Annotated in this window: 18 protein-coding genes; 14 read left to right on the top strand and 4 right to left on the bottom strand. The window is 68.4% G+C overall.

What is annotated here, in order from left to right:
• Positions 1-12: 12 nt before the first annotated feature.
• Positions 13-456: a PPOX class F420-dependent oxidoreductase gene (locus tag AC5Y6X_RS00945; protein ID WP_499983620.1), complete on the top strand. Its 444-nt coding sequence runs from the start codon at positions 13-15 to the stop codon at positions 454-456.
• A gap of 42 nt (positions 457-498) precedes the next feature.
• A complete protein-coding gene (locus tag AC5Y6X_RS00940; protein ID WP_499983619.1) occupies positions 499-675 on the top strand; it encodes a DUF5302 domain-containing protein in 177 nt (58 codons plus the stop codon).
• 42 nt (positions 676-717) lie between these two features.
• Here the strand turns inward: AC5Y6X_RS00940 and AC5Y6X_RS00935 are convergent, their stop codons facing one another.
• Positions 718-1,371 (bottom strand): nitroreductase family protein, encoded by a 654-nt coding sequence (locus AC5Y6X_RS00935; protein ID WP_499983617.1) that lies wholly within the window; start codon positions 1,369-1,371, stop codon positions 718-720.
• A gap of 129 nt (positions 1,372-1,500) precedes the next feature.
• On the opposite strand from AC5Y6X_RS00935, the gene AC5Y6X_RS00930 reads away from it, so the two are divergent.
• Genes AC5Y6X_RS00930 through AC5Y6X_RS00915 form a run of 4 tightly spaced genes read left to right on the top strand, consistent with a single transcriptional unit; the run spans position 1,501 to position 3,618 of the window.
• A complete protein-coding gene (locus tag AC5Y6X_RS00930) occupies positions 1,501-2,094 on the top strand; it encodes an alpha/beta fold hydrolase (protein WP_499983615.1) in 594 nt (197 codons plus the stop codon).
• A gap of 45 nt (positions 2,095-2,139) precedes the next feature.
• Complete coding sequence (locus tag AC5Y6X_RS00925) at positions 2,140-2,850, top strand: adenylate/guanylate cyclase domain-containing protein (protein ID WP_499983614.1); 711 nt, start codon at positions 2,140-2,142, stop codon at positions 2,848-2,850.
• Positions 2,851-2,893: 43 nt separating this feature from the next.
• Positions 2,894-3,475 carry an HhH-GPD-type base excision DNA repair protein gene (locus tag AC5Y6X_RS00920; protein ID WP_499983611.1) on the top strand — a complete coding sequence of 194 codons (582 nt, stop codon included), beginning with the start codon at positions 2,894-2,896 and terminating at the stop codon, positions 3,473-3,475.
• Complete coding sequence (locus AC5Y6X_RS00915) at positions 3,472-3,618, top strand: hypothetical protein (RefSeq protein ID WP_007776396.1); 147 nt, start codon at positions 3,472-3,474, stop codon at positions 3,616-3,618. Before AC5Y6X_RS00920 ends, AC5Y6X_RS00915 begins: the two co-directional genes overlap by 4 nt.
• Before the next feature lie 99 nt (positions 3,619-3,717).
• On the opposite strand, the gene AC5Y6X_RS00910 is transcribed toward AC5Y6X_RS00915, so the two are convergent.
• Together AC5Y6X_RS00910 and AC5Y6X_RS00905 are read right to left on the bottom strand one after the other, a co-directional pair.
• Complete coding sequence (locus AC5Y6X_RS00910) at positions 3,718-4,728, bottom strand: Rv1157c family protein (protein ID WP_499983608.1); 1,011 nt, start codon at positions 4,726-4,728, stop codon at positions 3,718-3,720.
• Positions 4,729-4,771: 43 nt separating this feature from the next.
• Complete coding sequence (locus AC5Y6X_RS00905) at positions 4,772-5,392, bottom strand: hypothetical protein (protein ID WP_499983606.1); 621 nt, start codon at positions 5,390-5,392, stop codon at positions 4,772-4,774.
• An 88-nt stretch (positions 5,393-5,480) separates the two neighbouring features.
• On the opposite strand from AC5Y6X_RS00905, the gene AC5Y6X_RS00900 reads away from it, so the two are divergent.
• On the top strand, positions 5,481-6,809 hold the full coding sequence (locus AC5Y6X_RS00900) for a mannosyltransferase (protein WP_499985156.1): 1,329 nt from the start codon (positions 5,481-5,483) through the stop codon (positions 6,807-6,809).
• Here AC5Y6X_RS00900 and AC5Y6X_RS00895 read toward each other — a convergent pair.
• Positions 6,796-7,080, bottom strand: a complete 285-nt coding sequence (locus tag AC5Y6X_RS00895) for a 4a-hydroxytetrahydrobiopterin dehydratase (protein ID WP_499983603.1) — start codon at positions 7,078-7,080, stop codon at positions 6,796-6,798. The genes AC5Y6X_RS00900 and AC5Y6X_RS00895 overlap by 14 nt on opposite strands.
• A gap of 170 nt (positions 7,081-7,250) precedes the next feature.
• Between AC5Y6X_RS00895 and AC5Y6X_RS00890 the strand changes: the two genes are divergently transcribed.
• From AC5Y6X_RS00890 to typA, 7 genes are all read left to right on the top strand, one after another.
• Positions 7,251-7,499, top strand: a complete 249-nt coding sequence (locus AC5Y6X_RS00890; RefSeq protein WP_499983601.1) for a hypothetical protein — start codon at positions 7,251-7,253, stop codon at positions 7,497-7,499.
• A gap of 38 nt (positions 7,500-7,537) precedes the next feature.
• Positions 7,538-7,930, top strand: a complete 393-nt coding sequence (locus tag AC5Y6X_RS00885; RefSeq protein ID WP_499983599.1) for a (deoxy)nucleoside triphosphate pyrophosphohydrolase — start codon at positions 7,538-7,540, stop codon at positions 7,928-7,930.
• A 408-nt stretch (positions 7,931-8,338) separates the two neighbouring features.
• Positions 8,339-12,019 carry a nitrate reductase subunit alpha gene (locus AC5Y6X_RS00880; RefSeq protein WP_499983597.1) on the top strand — a complete coding sequence of 1,227 codons (3,681 nt, stop codon included), beginning with the start codon at positions 8,339-8,341 and terminating at the stop codon, positions 12,017-12,019.
• Entirely contained in the window at positions 12,019-13,707 is a 1,689-nt protein-coding gene (gene narH, locus AC5Y6X_RS00875) for a nitrate reductase subunit beta (protein WP_499983593.1), read from the top strand. The genes AC5Y6X_RS00880 and narH overlap by 1 nt, the downstream gene beginning before the upstream one ends.
• 2 nt (positions 13,708-13,709) lie before the next feature.
• Positions 13,710-14,384 (top strand): nitrate reductase molybdenum cofactor assembly chaperone, encoded by a 675-nt coding sequence (gene narJ, locus AC5Y6X_RS00870; protein ID WP_499983590.1) that lies wholly within the window; start codon positions 13,710-13,712, stop codon positions 14,382-14,384.
• A gap of 11 nt (positions 14,385-14,395) precedes the next feature.
• Positions 14,396-15,127: a respiratory nitrate reductase subunit gamma gene (gene narI, locus AC5Y6X_RS00865; RefSeq protein ID WP_499983588.1), complete on the top strand. Its 732-nt coding sequence runs from the start codon at positions 14,396-14,398 to the stop codon at positions 15,125-15,127.
• A 51-nt stretch (positions 15,128-15,178) separates the two neighbouring features.
• Positions 15,179-17,053, top strand: a complete 1,875-nt coding sequence (typA, locus tag AC5Y6X_RS00860; RefSeq protein ID WP_499983582.1) for a translational GTPase TypA — start codon at positions 15,179-15,181, stop codon at positions 17,051-17,053.
• Positions 17,054-17,090 lie beyond the last annotated feature (37 nt).

Below are 17,090 nucleotides of genomic sequence, written 5' to 3'. Positions count from 1 at the left end.
TAGGCTTTCGGCATGGGACGCCAAGTCTTCGACGACAAACTGTTGGCCGTGATCAGTGGGAACTCCCTCGGGGTATTGGCCACGATCAAGCGCGACGGGCGCCCACAGCTGTCCAACGTGGGCTACCACTTCGACCCGCGCGAGCTGGCCGTGCGGGTATCGATCGCCGAGCCGCGGGCCAAGACCCGAAACCTGCGCCGCGACCCGCGGGCGTCGCTGCTGGTGGATGCCGACGACGGATGGTCCTACGCCGTGGCGGAGGGCACGGCGGAACTGACGGCCCCGGCGGCCGCGCCCGACGACGACACCGTCGAGGGGCTGGTCGCCTTGTATCGCGACATCGCCGGCGAACATCCGGATTGGGACGAGTTCCGCGAGGCGATGGTCACCGACCGGCGGGTGTTGCTGACGCTGCGGGTCTCGCACGTGTACGGCATGCCGCCGGGTAAGCGGTAAAACGACGAGCCAGGCGCGGGCTGTCCGGGTTAGGCTGCCGTCATGGCTGAATCGGACGCGCGGCAAGAGGACGACACCAAGCGCAAGTTCCGCGAAGCGCTCGACCGCAAGAAGGCCAAGTCGGCGGGCGGATCCGACCACAAGAACGGCGGCGACAAGCAGCCGCGCGCGCACGGCCCGGTCGAGAGCCGCCGGGAATTCCGCCGCAAGAGCGGATAGTGTTTCGTAATCCGTTGCGCCGCAACCCGATTTAGGGCCGACCTACAGGAAAGCCCGATTGCCGTATCTGTCGAGCGAGACGAGCTCTCCGACCGGCCGGCGCGTCGTGGGACCGTATTTGCCGATCGGCCAGCCCAGCGGGATCACCGCACACGGAGTGACGTTCCACGGCAGCCCCAGGGCTCGCCTCGCCAGCAGCTTGTTCCACAGCGGCAGGGTGATCAATGCCGCGCCCAGCCCGGCCGCACGCGCCGCCAGCAACAGGTTCTGCACCGCCGGAAAAATGGAACCGTAGGCGCTGCTCGTCGCCGCCGACGGCCAGGGTGGGATAACACCCTTGAGGCATGCCACGACGACGACGGGAATGTCGTCGAAGTGGTCCGCCTGCCATCTGGCGGCCTTCAGTACCCGGAGCATCTTGTCGTCGCCGCGGCGCTCGAGCACGCGTTTGCCGATCGCGCTGTACACGTTGAAGGCGCGGCGATTCAATTGGCCGAGTTGCGCGACGACTTTGCGGTCCTTGACGACGATGAACTCCCAATTCTGCGCGTTCGAACCGGTGGGCGCCTTCATCGCGAGTTCGAGGAGGTGTAGCACCAGCGCGTCGTCGACGGGGTCGCTCTTGATCCGGCGGATAGCACGCTGGGTGCGCATGGCCTCTTCGAGCGGCATGGTCAAGGGCTCCGGATGCGTCATGCCACGATTCCAACACAGGCCGGCGGGGATCCTTCGGGTGACTGCTCAGTCGACCACTGGCTGCCAGCTTCGACGATGTTCTGTGCGGCTTCGCGCTCAGCGCGTAAGCGGACATTTAGAGTCAGCGACGTGACCCTCGCTCGTCCCGAAACCCGCCACGTCGAGGTGAACGGGGTGCGCATCGGCTACCAGACCTACGGCTCGGGAAAGCGAACGCTCATTGGAGTTCCCGGGTTCGCGCAGAACATCGACGTGATATGGGAAAACCCGCGGTCCGCGGCCTTCTTCGAACGGCTCGGATCCTTCTGCCGCGTCCTTACGTTCGACAAGCGAGGCACAGGCACGTCGGATCGCAATATTCCGCCGCCGTCACTTGACGCGCGAGTTCAGGACCTCGTTGCGGTCGCGCAGGCAGAAGGCGTAGATCGAGCCGTCATCGCCGGAGTCTCGGAGGGCGGCACGATGGCGGCATTCTTTGCCGCAACGTATCCGGAGCGAACGGAGGGTTTGATTCTCAGCGGCACCTTTGCGAGCTGGGTGCGTCGTGAGGATCATCCTTGGGCACCTACCCTGCGGCAGCAGCTGCGAAGACTCCGGCTCGCGTCATGGATCTGGGGCACGGGCGACTTCGCGGTCAGGCTTGCCGCCCCGTCCATGGCCGGCCAGCCGGGCTTCCGGCGTTGGGCGGCTCGATATGAACGTGAGTCCATATCTCGCTCATAGGTCGTTCCGTTCGGGCGGATTAACACGCAACTTGACATCCGCCACGTGCTGTCTTCCATCTACGCGCCCACCCTCGTAATGCATGCCCGCCGGGATCGTGTGGTCCCGTTCCGCAGCGGCCGCTATCTGGCCGACCACATTGTGGGTGCACGATTCTTGGAACTGCCTACCAGCGACCATGCACCCTGGTTCGGCGCCCAGGATGTCTACCTCGACGCGATAGAGGAATTCCTTACCGGCACGAGTCCGAATGCCGATCACTCAAGGAAGCTTGCAACGGTTCTCTTCACCGACATTGTCGACTCGACCGTGAACGCCGAAAGAGTTGGTGACGCGGCATGGCGCGACCTCTTGGACCGCCACGACGACCTAAGCCGGATAGAGATCGGCATCTGCGGAGGCCGCTGGGTGAAGAGCACGGGCGATGGACTGCTGGCAACGTTCGACAGCCCGAGCCGCGCGGTCCGGTGCGCATGGGCGCTAACCGATCGCATCCGAACCGAGCTCGGCATCGAGATACGCGCCGGGCTGCACACCGGCGAGATCGAGACACGCGGCGATGACGTCGCAGGATTGACCGTGCATCAGGCCGCGCGGGTTCAGGGTGTGGCCGAAGGCTCGGAGGTGGTCGTTTCTTCCTCCGTCAGAAGCCTTCTCGCCGCTTCCGGAATCACGCTCGAGGCACGCGGTACGCACACGCTGAAGGGCATCTCCGCGCCGTGTGAGCTTTACCGCGTCGTCGACGTCACGGCGTAATCGCCTGAAACGGCCTGCCGCAGCGCAGTCTAGACTGACCTGCGTGCCGAGGTTGAAGCTCGCCCAGGATCCCGCCGCCGACGCGTTGCTGGATGACGACCCGTTCGCATTGCTGGTCGGCATGCTGCTGGATCAGCAGGTGCCGTTCGAGACCGCTTTCGCCGGGCCGAAGAAGATCGCGGATCGGATGGGCGGCCTGGATGCCGAGGAGATCGCCGTCTGCGACCCGGACAAGTTCGCCGCGCTGTGCGCGGAAAGGCCTGCGATACACCGCTTTCCGGGGTCCATGGCCAAGCGGATCCAGGCCCTGGCTCAGATCATCGTGGACCGCTACGGCGGCGACGCGGCCGGGTTGTGGACCGCCGGCGACCCCGACGGCAAGGAGCTGCTGCGGCGGCTCAAGGGCCTACCCGGTTTCGGTGAGCAGAAGGCGAAGATCTTCCTGGCGTTGCTGGGCAAGCAGTACGGCGTGACGCCGACGGGGTGGCGGGCGGCGGCCGGCGACTTCGGCAAGCCCGGCACCTACCTATCCGTCGCCGATATCGTCGACGCCCGTTCGCTTGGACAGGTGCGATCCCACAAGAAGCAGATGAAGGCAGCAGCGAAGGGAAAGGCGGCAACGTGAAGACACACCTGACGTGCCCGTGCGGCGAAGCCATCGTCGGCAAGGACGAGGACGAGTTGGTCGAACTGACCCAGGCCCACCTTGCCAGCGCTCATCCGGGCCTGGAGTACGACCGCGACGCCATCCTGTTCATGGCCTACTGACGCGCCCACCCTCGGCGCGAGCGTGCGTGTTCGCCCGATGACAGCCGCGCCGGGCGTACAACTGCGCACGTTCGCGCCAGACGGCGCCGGAAAGCGGTGCTACGGCACCACCGTCGAGCCGATGGTGGGCATGAACTGACACTGCTTTTCCTTGGTGGTGACCTGCCCGAAGATCGTCGACATGATGCTGCCCGACCCGGTGTCGGCGATCGCGGTCAGCGTGGTCGGACCGTCCGGGTTGATGTCGGTGCGCGGCTTGAGGGTGACGCTCCCCGACTTGCCCGTGGTCAGGTTCACCCACGTGACGTTCAACGGCAGCTTCTGCACCTCGGCGGGTCCGGGGGTGCCGACGGCCGTGAACACGTAGGCGGTCTGGCCCGGCCCGGGACCCGGCAGCGGAATCTTGGCCGGCCCCGCCACCGACAGCGCAGTCGCGATCGCGTTGCTGCCGTCCGCAAGGCAATTGGTGCCGATCGACGGATACATGAAGTCCTGCGTGGGCGGGGCGTCAGGGCCGAAACCCGGTGCCGCCGCGGCGGCGGCCGGCGCGGGTTCCGGCGCCGGGGCCGCGGCGGGTTCCGGTGTCGGCGCTGGAGCGGCCTCCGGCGCCGGAGGCGTCGGCGCGGGCGCCGCCACCGGCGCGGGCCCCGCCGCGTGCGCGGGATCGATGCCCGTCGGCAGGTGCGCCTGCACACCCGGCACCAGGCCTTCCGGTGGCACGTGCGGCACCGGTCCGGTCTCGGGCGGGGTGACGCCGTTGGGTGCCGCGGCCGGCGCGCCGGGAAGCGGTGCGCCGGGCTCCTGGACGAATTGGTTCACCGACGCGGCCACGTTCTTGGATTCGGTCGGTGCGGTCGGGTTGTGGGTGAATGCCTGGGCGGCGGCCATGAGCAGCTGCGTCGCTTGCCCGGGGTTGCTCGCCGCCTGCTGGATTATCGGGCTCAGCTGCGATAGCGCCGGCAGGCCCGGCAGCTGCTGAGCGGAGTTCGATTGCGGTGTCGGCAGTGGCGCCGCCGGGTCGGCGGCCGCGCTCGGGCAGAGCCCGAACGCGGCCGCCGATGCCGTGACGACAGCGGCCAAACCTTTGGACAGGTTCCAAGTGCTTGCCACGATGTTCTCCAGTCCTAGTTGGGCTAGCTGTCTATTTCGCGGCTCAGGGCAGGGCCGAAAGCAGCGACGGCGCGGTCAGCGGAGCGGGCGCCGCGGGTGCGGGCGCGGCCGGCGCGGCCGGTGCACCCGGGACGCCGCCGTTGGCTAGCGCCTGCAGATCCGTCGGGAGCGAGATCTGCGGTGGCACATTCAGCGGCAGGCCGGGCAGCGCCGGCATGTTCACCCTCGCCGCCGGAGCCGCCGGCACGGCCGGAGCCGCCGGAGTGGCGGGCACGCCCGGGATCGAAACGGGCAGGCCCGGAACCGTCGGGGCCGCCGGCGCGGCGGGGGCCACCGGCGCCGTTTGTGCCAGTCCGGGAATCGAGCTCAGCCCGGGGATCGCGGAGCTGGCCGCGGGAGCCGCGGGCGCCGCCGCGGCCGGGGTCAGTCCCGGAAAGGTGATGCCGGGAGCCGCCGGCGCGGCCGGCGGGGTCGCCCCGAGGGCGGTCGCGAGGTTTTGCAGAATCTGCGGCGCGTTGGCCGCGGAAGCGATCAGCTGCTGCGGAATGTTCTGCACGTCCGGAGCCGGCACGGGGTCGGCATGGGCGATACCGCCCGTCAGTAGCGCGGCGGACGAACCGACCACGACGGCGGTGGCCCGCAAGTAGGTCCAAATGGTTGGCATGATTCTCCCTGGTGTTCGACGACAAGGTCCCGGCCCGAAGGTACTTTGATGCTGGTGTGACTCAAGTGACACGTGTGGCATTTATTTGATCGTTACGGATCCGAGTGACGGCGGTGATGCGGCGCCGGTCGACAAGGCCGCGATCGCTAAAGTCGGGCAGATAGACCCCACCATCGACACCACGGCCGCCCCGGCGGCGCCCGCCACCCGGCGGCTGGCGAGCCTGCTCGGCGCGGCCGCGCCGGCGCTGCTCGTCGTCAGCGTCGCCGCGCGCCTCGCCTGGACATACCTGACGCCCCACGGCGCAAACTTCGTCGACCTGCACGTCTACCTGGGCGGCGCGGCCGCCATCGACCACCCCGGCACCCTGTACAGCTACACCTACGCCGATCAGACGCCGGACTTCCCGCTGCCGTTCACCTATCCGCCGTTCGCGGCCGTCGTCTTCTACCCGCTGCACCTGTTGCCGTTCGGCGTGGTCGCCTTCCTGTGGCAGGTCGCGACCATCGCGGCGCTCTACGGCGCGGTTCGGATCAGCCAGCGGCTGATGGGGGCGAGCGCCGATCCCGGCGGCACCAGCCGCCGCGCGGCGATGGCATGGACGGCGATCACCATCTGGATCGAGCCGCTGCGCAGCACCTTCGACTACGGGCAGATCAACGTGCTGCTGATGGTCGCGGTGCTGTGGGCCGCCTACACCGCGCGGGGGTGGCTGGCGGGCCTACTGGTCGGCGTGGCGGCCGGGATCAAGCTGACGCCGGCGATCGCCGGCGTCTACCTGCTAGGCGTCCGGCGCTTCGGCGCCGCCGTGACGTCGGCGGTCGTGTTCCTTGCCACCGTCGGGATATCGCTGCTCGTCGTCGGCGATCAGGCCCGCTACTACTTCACCGACCTGCTCGGCGACGCGCATCGGGTGGGGCCGATCGCCACGTCGTTCAATCAATCCTGGCGCGGCGGCATCTCCCGGATCCTGGGCCACGACGCCGGCTTCGGTCCGCTGGTCCTGGCCGCCATTGCCGTCACGGCGGTCCTGGCCGTCCTGGCGTGGCGGGCGCTGGATCCCTCCGACCGGCTGGGCAAGTTGCTGGTGGTCGAGCTGTTCGGACTGCTGCTCTCGCCGATCTCGTGGAGCCATCACTGGGTGTGGCTGGTGCCGCTGATGATCTGGGCCATTCACGGGCCGCTACACCGGAGCGCCGGCGCGCCCTTCGTCGGCTGGGGCTGGCTGGCGCTCACCATCATCGGCGTGCCCTGGCTGCTGAGCTTCGCGCAGCCGACCATCTGGCAAATCGGCCGCCCGTGGTACCTGGCCTGGGCCGGGCTGGTCTATATCGTGGCCGCGATGGCGACCCTGGTTTGGGTCGCCGCCGCCGGTAGGCGAACCGCCGCGCCCGACGGGCCGGTCAGTCCGCGATGATGCGGTCGATGTCGCGCGCCATCTCGATGTCGTTCTTGGTGATGCCACCCTCCGAGTGCGTCACCAGCGCGAAAGTCACTGTCCGCCAACGGATATCGATATCCGGGTGATGATCCTTGCGTTCAGCGTGTTCGGCCACCCGACGCACCGCGTCGATGCCGGCCAAAAAGCTCGGAAACTTTATCGACCGGCGCAGGGCGCCCTCGGCGCGCTCCCAGCCGTCGAGGTCGGGCAGTGCGGCGTCCACTTGTTCATCCGTTAACACAGCCATACCCCGAACATACTCTGGGCACCGGGAACGCCGGCCCGCTCCGAACCGTCAAAAGCATGAACCGCCTATGTGATCGGCCAATCGCGTTGCACACCAAGTAAGGACGCGAAATCGTGGTGGCTACAGGTGCATACGGGGAGTACCGTCTCAACACAAGGGAAGAGGACGACATGCTGACTGGTAACCGCCACGCGATCGCGAAGCTTCTGGTCAGCGCCGCCATTGCTCTCGGCTCCTGCGTCGCCGGCGCAGCGCCCGCCGGCGCCGACGTGAAGCCGGCCAGCCCCGACCCGAACCCATTTGCCGCCCTCAGCTGCGGCTCCCCGCAGGCGGCTCCGCCCATCACGATGACGGGACAACTGGAGCAGGGGATCTTGGCGGGTCTCGCCGCCAACCCGGGCAAGCACAACCTCAGCTAGCCAGCCGTCGGCGCGGAGACGGTATACCGTCACTGGCCATGCCGACCCAGATCGTCGTCGCCGGGGCCGTCATCGCCGGTTCGACCCTCCTGGTGGCCCAGCGCGTCCGGCCGCCGGAGCTGGCTGGCCGCTGGGAGCTGCCCGGCGGCAAGGTCGCACCCGGCGAGACCGAGCGGGCCGCGCTGGCCCGTGAGCTGGCCGAGGAGCTGGGCCTCGACGCCCGCGACGTCGCGGTCGGCGACCGCCTTGGCGACGACATTCGGTTGGACGGCGCGACGACGCTGCGGGCGTACCGCGTGCGGCTGATTCGCGGCGAACCGCACCCGCGTGACCATCGGGCGCTGCGCTGGGTGACGGCGGCCGAACTGCACGACGTCGACTGGGTGCCGGCCGACCGCGGCTGGCTGGCGGACCTAACTCGAGCGCTCTGAGCAGCTCCGGACAAAGTCCACAGTTTTTCACCAGGGAACGTACAGCGCCATTGCAGCTGACACGCGTGAAACTGGAAGCTAACAACCCAAAACAGACCCTAACCTCGATTTGCATGCCGGTAGCGATCGCGATGGTTGTCCCGACGGCGTGGGCCCCGTTTCCACGCCGTGGTCCGGCATACGCGAATACAGAACCCCCACGTTGATGGCACCAATTGTTACTCACAGGCTCCGCGTGGATGGTGTGGTAGGACTGTCATCCGGCACCTACCGTGATGGGCGATCCGTGAGGCTCGACCGCTGCCCGGGGCGGGCCGCCGGCGCGGCCCGGAACACAAAGCAAGGGGCTCGAACCCGTTCGAACCCGGCAGCGAGGCGCGACGCCGTTTTGAGTAGGGGGTTTACCGTTTGACCGTCACACCTCACATTGGTGGACCGCTCGAGGAGCTGTTGGAGCGCAGTGGGCGCTTCTTCACCCCCGGCGAGTTCTCGGCCGACCTGCGCACCGTCACCCGGCAGGGCGGCCGCGAGGGCGACGTGTTCTACCGCGACCGGTGGAGCCACGACAAGGTCGTCCGCTCCACCCACGGGGTCAACTGCACCGGGTCGTGCTCGTGGAAGATCTACGTCAAGGACGGGATCATCACCTGGGAAACCCAGCAGACCGACTACCCGTCGGTGGGGCCGGACCGGCCCGAATACGAGCCGCGCGGCTGCCCCCGGGGCGCGTCGTTCTCCTGGTACAGCTACTCGCCCACCCGGGTGCGCTACCCGTATGCCCGGGGCGTGCTGGTCGAGATGTTCCGCGAGGCCAAGGCTCGCCTGGGTGACCCCGTGCTCGCGTGGGCCGACATCCAGGCCGACCCCGAGCGCCGCCGGCGCTACCAGCAGGCACGCGGCAAGGGCGGGCTGGTCCGGGTGACCTGGGCCGAGGCCACCGAGATGATCGCTGCGGCCCATGTGCACACCATCAAGACGTACGGCCCGGACCGGGTCGCCGGCTTCACGCCGATCCCGGCGATGTCGATGGTCAGCCACGCCGCGGGCTCGCGGTTCGTAACGCTCCTCGGCGGGGTGATGACGTCGTTCTACGACTGGTACGCCGACCTGCCGGTGGCCTCGCCGCAGGTGTTCGGCGACCAGACCGACGTGCCCGAATCCGGGGACTGGTGGGACGCGTCGTATCTGATGATGTGGGGCTCGAACGTCCCGATCACCCGGACCCCCGACGCGCACTGGATGGCCGAGGCCCGCTACCGCGGCACCAAAGTCGTTGTGGTGAGCCCGGATTACGCCGACAACACCAAGTTCGCCGACGAGTGGATGCGGTGTGCCGCCGGTACCGACGCCGCGCTGGCGATGGCGATGGGACACGTGATCCTTTCGGAATGCTATGTGCGCCAGCAGGTTCCGTTCTTCATCGACTATGTTCGCCGCTATACCGACCTGCCGTTTTTGATCAAGCTGGAAAACCGCGGCGACTCGCTGGTGCCCGGGAAGTTCCTGACCGCGGCCGACATCGGCGAGGAGGTCGACAACGCGGCGTTCAAACCCGCCCTGGTGGACGAGGTCACCGACGCGGTCATCGTGCCGCACGGCTCGCTGGGATTCCGGTTCGGTGAGGACGGCGTGGGGAAATGGAACCTCGACCTGGGGCCGGTGGTGCCGGCGCTCAGCATGCAGGGAGCGGGTGACGCGGAACTGGTCACCCTGCCCAGCTTCGACACCATCGACGGCCACGGGGAGACCGTGCGACGCGGCGTGCCGGTGCGCCGGGTCGGCAAGCACCTGGTGTGCACGGTGTTCGACCTGATGCTGGCCCACTACGCGGTGCGGCGCGACGGGCTACCGGGCGAATGGCCCACCGGTTACGACGACCCCAGCCAGCAGAACACCCCGGCCTGGCAGGAACCGATCACCGGCGTGCCGGCCGCGCAGGCAATCCGCGTCGCCAAGGAATTCGCCCGCAACGCCGAGGAATCCGGCGGCCGGTCCATGGTGATCATGGGTGGCGGCATCTGCCACTGGTTCCACAGCGACGTCATGTACCGCTCGGTGCTCGCGCTGCTGATGCTCACCGGGTCGATGGGACGCAACGGCGGCGGCTGGGCCCACTACGTCGGGCAGGAGAAGGTGCGCCCGCTGACCGGCTGGCAGACCATGGCGAACGCCTCCGACTGGTCGCGGCCACCGCGCCAGGTGCCCGGAACCTCGTACTGGTATGTCCACACCGACCAGTGGCGCTACGACTCCTACGGGGCCGCCAAGCTGGCCAGCCCGTTGGGCCGGGGCAGGTTCGACGGCAGGCACACGATCGACGTGATGGCGTCCGCGACGGCGATGGGCTGGAGCCCGTTCTATCCGCAGTTCGACCGGTCCAGTCTCGACGTCGCGGACGAGGCGGCGCAGGCCGGGCGCGACGTCGCCGAGTACGTCAGCGAGCAGCTCGCCGAACGCAAGCTGAAGCTGGCGATCACCGATCCCGACGATCCCGCGAACTGGCCGCGGGTGCTCAGCGTCTGGCGGTCCAACCTGATCGGCTCGTCGGGCAAGGGCGGCGAGTTCTTCCTTAAGCATCTGCTGGGCACGGATTCCAACATCCAGGCCGAGCCCAAGGCCGCCGGCGTACTGCCCACCGATGTGGCCCGCGACGGCGAGATTCCCGAGGGGAAGCTCGATTTGATGATGTCGATCGACTTCCGGATGACGTCGACGACCCTGGTGTCCGACGTGGTGTTGCCCGCGGCGACGTGGTACGAGAAGAACGACCTGTCCAGCACCGACATGCACCCCTACGTGCACGCGTTCAGCCCCGCGATCGACCCGCCGTGGGAAACCCGTTCGGACTTCGAGGCATTCGGCGCGATCGCCCGCGTTTTCAGCGGCATGGCCCGGCAGCATCTCGGCACGCGCAACGACGTCGTGCTGACCGCGCTGCAGCATGACACGCCGGATGCGATGGCGTATCCCGATGGCACCGAACGCGATTGGCTACACAGCGACGACGTGCCGGTGCCGGGCAAGACGATGAGCAAGCTCACCGTCGTCGAGCGGGACTACACCGCGATCTACGACAAGTGGGTGACGCTGGGACCGCTCGTCGACCAATTCGGCATGACGGTCAAGGGTGTGACCGTCCATCCGTTCCGCGAGATCGGCGAGCTGGCCGCGAAGTTCGGCGTGATGAATTCCGGTGCGGCGGCGGGTCGTCCGGCGATCACCACCGCCGCGCGAATGGCCGACGTCATCCTCACGCTGTCGGGGACGTGCAACGGCCGGCTGGCCGTCGAGGGTTTCCTCGAGCTGGAGAAGCGCACCGGGCAGCGGCTGGCGCACCTGGCCGAGGGCAGCGAGGAAAGGCGAATCACCTACGCCGACACCCAGGCCCGCCCGGTCCCGGTGATCACCAGCCCGGAGTGGTCCGGCAGCGAGACGGGCGGGCGCCGCTACGCGCCGTTCACGATCAACATCGAACACCTCAAGCCGTTCCACACCCTGACCGGGCGGATGCATTTCTACCTCGCCCACGACTGGGTCGAGGAGCTCGGCGAACACCTGCCCGTGTACCGGCCGCCGCTGGACATGGCGCGGCTGTTCGACCAGCCCGAGCTGGGCCCGACCGACGACGGAATCGGGCTCACCGTGCGCTATTTGACGCCGCACTCGAAGTGGTCGTTCCACTCGACCTACCAGGACAACCTGTACATGCTGTCGCTGTCGCGTGGCGGCCCGACGATGTGGATGAGCCCCGGCGACGCGGCGAAAATCAAAGTGCGCGACAACGATTGGGTCGAGGCGATCAACGCCAACGGCATCTATGTGTGCCGGGCGATCGTCTCGCACCGGATGCCCGACGGGGTGGTGTTCGTCTACCACGTGCAGGAACGCACGGTGGACACGCCACGCACCGAGACCAACAACAAGCGCGGCGGCAACCACAACGCGCTGACTCGCGTGCGGATCAAGCCCAGCCACCTGGCCGGCGGCTACGGTCAGCACGCCTTCGCCTTCAACTACCTGGGTCCCACCGGCAACCAGCGCGACGAGGTGACCGTGGTGCGCCGCCGCAGCCAAGAGGTGCACTACTGATGAAAGTCATGGCGCAGATGGCGATGGTGATGAACCTCGACAAATGCATCGGCTGCCACACCTGCTCGGTGACCTGCAAGCAGGCGTGGACCAACCGCTCAGGCACCGAGTACGTGTGGTTCAACAACGTCGAAACCCGCCCCGGCGTCGGCTATCCGCGCACCTACGAGGACCAGGACCGCTGGCGCGGCGGCTGGATACGCGACAAGAAGGGCCGGTTGCGGCTGCGCGACGGCGGCCGAATTCACAAGCTGCTGCGCATCTTCGCCAACCCCAAGCTGCCCACCATCGACGACTACTACGAGCCGTGGACCTACGACTACGAGAACCTGACCCAGGCCCCGGCCGGTGACACGTTCCCCACCGCCGCGCCGCGAAGCCAGATCACCGGCGAGCGCATGAAGGTGTCCTGGGGATCGAATTGGGACGACAACCTTGCGGGCTCGCCGGAGATCGTGCCCAACGACCCGGTTTTGAAGAAGGTCAGCGAAGAGGTCAAGCTCAAGCTCGAAGAGACCTTCATGTTCTACCTGCCGCGGATCTGCGAGCACTGCCTGAACCCGTCGTGCGTGGCGTCGTGCCCGTCGGGCGCGATGTACAAGCGCACCGAGGACGGCATCGTGCTCGTCGATCAGGACCGCTGCCGCGGCTGGCGGATGTGCGTGTCCGGATGTCCTTACAAGAAGGTGTATTTCAACCACAAGACCGGCAAGGCCGAGAAGTGCACCCTGTGCTATCCGCGCATCGAGGTCGGGCTGCCGACGGTGTGCTCGGAAACCTGCGTGGGGCGCCTGCGCTATCTGGGGCTGGTGCTCTACGACGTGGACCGGGTGCTCGAGGCGGCGTCGGTGGAAAAGGACACCGACCTGTACGAGGCGCAGCGCCAGATCCTGTTGGACCCCAACGATCCCGGGGTGATCGCCGCGGCGCGGGCCGAGGGCATCTCGACCGAGTGGATCGAGGCCGCGCAGCGGTCACCGGTGTACGCGCTGATCAACACCTACCGGGTGGCGCTGCCCCTGCATCCGGAATACCGGACCATGCCGATGGTTTGGTACATCCCGCCGCTGTCGCCGGTGGTCGACGCGGTCAGCCACGACGGCCACGACGGGGAGGACCTGGGCAATCTGTTCGGCGCCCTGGAGGCGCTGCGCATTCCCATCCAATACCTGGCCGAGCTGTTCACCGCGGGCGATTCCGAAGTGGTTGCGGGCGTGCTGAAGCGGTTGGCCGCGATGCGCTCCTACATGCGCGACATCAACCTGGGCCGCGAAACGCAACCGCACATCCCCGAGGCCGTCGGGATGACCGAGGAACAGATCTACAACATGTACCGGCTGCTCGCCATCGCCAAATACGAAGAGCGCTATGTGATTCCGACGTCGTATGTGGCGGACGTGCCCGCCGCGGCCGCGACGGCCGACGAGATGGGGTGCTCGTTGTCGTTCGAGGGCGGACCGGGCATGTACGAATCCGGCCCGTTCGGGGAGGGCAGCGGCGCCCCGGTGCCGGTCGCCGTGGAAACCTTCCACGCGCTGCAGCAGCGCCAGATGGGCGAGGCCGGCGGGGACGGGGGCGCGGCGGCGCGCGGCGGCGGGGGCCGCTCCAGGATCAACCTGCTCAACTGGGACGGCAACGGCGTGCCCGCGGGCCTGTTCCCGGATTCGCACCGGCAGGACTCGGTGTAGCGATGAGATTGCCCGGCATGTTGTCCGGCACCCGGGAGCGCGCGGCGTCCCGGGAGCTGCAGGACCGGCTGGTGTGGCAGGCCGCGTCGCTGCTGCTGGCCTATCCCGACGAGGGGCAGCCCGAACGGCTGGACACCGTCGAGGCGCTGCTGCGACACGTCGACGGGCCCGCGGCGCCACTGCTCGAACAAACGCTCACCGCGCTGCGTGCCCGCGATTTGATGACCGCCGCGGCCGACTACGTCGAGACCTTCGACATGCGGCGCCGCGCCACGATGTACCTGACGTACTGGACCGCCGGGGATACCCGCAACCGCGGCAGGGAGATGCTGGCCTTTGCCACCGCCTACCGCGACGCCGGGGTCGAGCCGCCGCGCAAGGAGGCGCCGGATCACCTGCCCGTGGTGCTGGAGTTCGCCGCGACCGTCGACCCCGGGGCGGGCCGGCGGCTGCTGATCGCGCACCGGGTCCCGATCGACGTATTGCACGGGGCGCTGATCGACGCCGAGTCGCCCTACCGGCACGCCGTGGCGGCGGTGTGCGAAACGCTGCCCGCCGCAACCGATCAGGACGCGCGCCGCGCGGAACGGCTGGCGAAGGCCGGTCCCCCCGCGGAAGCCGTTGGGCTGCAACCGTTTACCCTGACCGTCCCGCCGAAGCGCACCGAAAGAGGCTGACTTTGGTCCACATGAAACTGCTCGAGATCTTCTGGGACGACGTGCCCTACGTCGTGCTGTCGATCGCGGCGGTCGGCACCTGGTGGCGGTATCGCTACGACAAGTTCGGTTGGACCACCCGCTCGTCGCAGCTCTACGAGTCGAAGCTGCTGTCGATCGGCAGCCCGCTGTTCCACTTCGGCAGCCTGGCGGTCATCATGGGCCACGTCATGGGGCTGTTCATCCCGGAATCCTGGACGCGCGCGGCCGGGATGAGCGATCACATCTATCACCTGCAGGCGCTGCTGCTCGGCGTGCCCGCCGGGTTCGCCACCCTGCTCGGCATCGGGTTGCTGATCTACCGGCGGCGCAAGAACGCGCCGGTCTACCTGGCCACTAGCCGCAACGACAAGCTGATGTACGTGGTGCTGGGGTGCGCGCTGGTGGCGGGCATGTGCTGCACCCTCGCCGGCGCCACCCACTTCGGCGAGCTGCACGACTACCGGCAGAAGGTGTCCGTCTGGTTCCGGTCGATCTGGATCCTCGACCCGCGCGGGGACCTGATGGCGCACGCGGCGTTCTACTACCAGATTCACGTGTTCATCGCGCTCGCGTTGTTCGCCCTGTGGCCCTTCACCCGCCTGGTGCACGCCTTCAGCGCGCCGATCGCCTACCTGTTCCGGCCCTACATCGTGTACCGCAGCCGGGAAGTGGCCGACAAACCGGAACTGGTCGGCTCGGTGCCGCGCCGCCGCGGCTGGTGACGCCGCTGGGCCGGTTCGCTATCTGACGCCCCCGCTGCCAGAATCACCGACGTGCCATTCCGCAATGTCGCCATCGTCGCCCATGTCGACCACGGCAAGACCACGCTGGTCGACGCGATGCTGCGGCAGTCCGGCGCGCTGCACGAGCGCGGCGAGGTACAGGAACGCGTGATGGACACCGGCGACCTGGAGCGGGAGAAGGGCATCACCATCCTGGCCAAGAACACCGCCGTGCACCGTCACGACCCGGACGGGACCGTGACGGTGATCAACGTGATCGACACCCCGGGGCACGCCGATTTCGGCGGCGAGGTGGAGCGCGGCCTGTCCATGGTGGACGGGGTGCTGTTGCTGGTCGACGCGTCCGAGGGCCCGCTGCCGCAAACGCGGTTCGTGCTGCGCAAGGCGCTGGCCGCCCACCTTCCGGTGATCCTCGTCGTCAACAAGACCGACCGGCCCGACGCCCGCATCGACGAGGTCGTCGAGGCCAGCCACGACCTGTTGCTCGACGTCGCGTCGGACCTGGACGACGAGGCGGCCGCGGCCGCCGAGCACGCCCTGGGCCTGCCCACTCTGTACGCGTCCGGGCGGGCCGGGGTGGCCAGCACCACGCGGCCGCCGGACGGCCAGGTTCCCGACGGGACCAACCTGGACCCGCTGTTCGCGGTGCTGGAAAAGCATGTGCCGCCGCCGAAGGGCGACCCGGACGCGCCGCTGCAGGCGCTGGTCACCAACCTCGACGCGTCGAGCTTTCTGGGCCGGCTGGCGCTGATCCGCATCTACAACGGGCGCATCCGCAAGGGCCAGCAGGTCGCGTGGATCCGCGAGGGGGGCACCGCCACGGCCAAGATCACCGAGCTGCTGGCCACCGAGGGGGTGGAACGCAGCCCCACCGACGAGGCCGTCGCCGGCGACATCGTCGCCGTCGCCGGCCTGCCGGAGATCATGATCGGCGACACCCTGGCCGACCTGACGAATCCCGTTGCGCTGCCGCGCATTACCGTCGACGAGCCGGCGATCTCGGTGACCATCGGCACCAACACCTCGCCGCTGGCCGGCAAGGTGGCCGGCCACAAGCTGACCGCGCGGATGGTGCGCAACCGGCTCGACCAAGAACTGGTGGGCAACGTGTCGATTCGCGTCGTCGACATCGGCGTGCCCGACGCGTGGGAGGTGCAGGGCCGCGGCGAGCTGGCGCTGGCCGTGCTCGTCGAACAGATGCGCCGGGAGGGCTTCGAGCTGACCGTGGGCAAGCCGCAGGTGGTCACCAAGACCATCGACGGCAGGCTGCACGAGCCGTTCGAGGCGATGACGGTCGATTGCCCGGAGGAGTACGTCGGGGCGGTCACGCAGTTGATGGCCGCACGCAAGGGCCGCATGGTGGAGATGGCCAACCACACCACCGGCTGGGTCCGCATGGACTTCGTCGTGCCCAGCCGCGGCCTGATCGGCTGGCGCACCGACTTCCTCACCGAGACCCGCGGCACCGGCGTCGGCCACGCCGTGTTCGACGGGTACCGGCCGTGGGCGGGGGAGATCCGGGCCCGGCACACCGGGTCGCTGGTGTCCGACCGGTCCGGCACCATCACGCCGTTCGCGCTGCTGCAGCTCGCCGATCGCGGGCAGTTCTTCGTCGAGCCCGGCCAGGAGACCTACGAGGGCATGGTCGTCGGAATCAACCCGCGCCCAGAGGATCTCGACATCAACGTCACCCGCGAGAAGAAGCTCACCAACATGCGGTCGTCGACGGCCGACGTCATCGAGACGCTGGCCAAGCCGCTCGAGCTCGACCTGGAGCGGGCCATGGAGTTCTGCGCGCCCGACGAATGCGTCGAGGTGACCCCCGAGGTGGTGCGGGTCCGAAAGGTCGAGCTGGACGCCACCGCCCGGGCGCGCAGCCGGGCGCGGGCGAAGGCCAGGGGTTAGGCCGCGCGTGGTCGGGCGCGTTGCTGTGCGGGTGCTC

The sequence above is a fragment of the Mycobacterium sp. NGS26 genome (genome assembly GCF_059813025.1).
This window is presented reverse-complemented; position numbering and strand designations above follow the sequence as displayed.

Excerpts from the sequence above, each read along its gene's own strand:
- AC5Y6X_RS00945 (WP_499983620.1), top strand. The coding sequence starts at position 13 with ATGGGACGCCAAGTCTTCGACGACAAACTGTTGGCCGTGATCAGTGGG.
- AC5Y6X_RS00940 (WP_499983619.1), top strand. The coding sequence starts at position 499 with ATGGCTGAATCGGACGCGCGGCAAGAGGACGACACCAAGCGCAAGTTC.
- AC5Y6X_RS00935 (WP_499983617.1), bottom strand. The coding sequence starts at position 1,371 with ATGACGCATCCGGAGCCCTTGACCATGCCGCTCGAAGAGGCCATGCGC.
- AC5Y6X_RS00905 (WP_499983606.1), bottom strand. The coding sequence starts at position 5,392 with ATGCCAACCATTTGGACCTACTTGCGGGCCACCGCCGTCGTGGTCGGT.
- AC5Y6X_RS00895 (WP_499983603.1), bottom strand. The coding sequence starts at position 7,080 with ATGGCTGTGTTAACGGATGAACAAGTGGACGCCGCACTGCCCGACCTC.
- AC5Y6X_RS00890 (WP_499983601.1), top strand. The coding sequence starts at position 7,251 with ATGCTGACTGGTAACCGCCACGCGATCGCGAAGCTTCTGGTCAGCGCC.
- AC5Y6X_RS00885 (WP_499983599.1), top strand. The coding sequence starts at position 7,538 with ATGCCGACCCAGATCGTCGTCGCCGGGGCCGTCATCGCCGGTTCGACC.
- narH (WP_499983593.1), top strand. The coding sequence starts at position 12,019 with ATGAAAGTCATGGCGCAGATGGCGATGGTGATGAACCTCGACAAATGC.
- narJ (WP_499983590.1), top strand. The coding sequence starts at position 13,710 with ATGAGATTGCCCGGCATGTTGTCCGGCACCCGGGAGCGCGCGGCGTCC.
- narI (WP_499983588.1), top strand. The coding sequence starts at position 14,396 with ATGAAACTGCTCGAGATCTTCTGGGACGACGTGCCCTACGTCGTGCTG.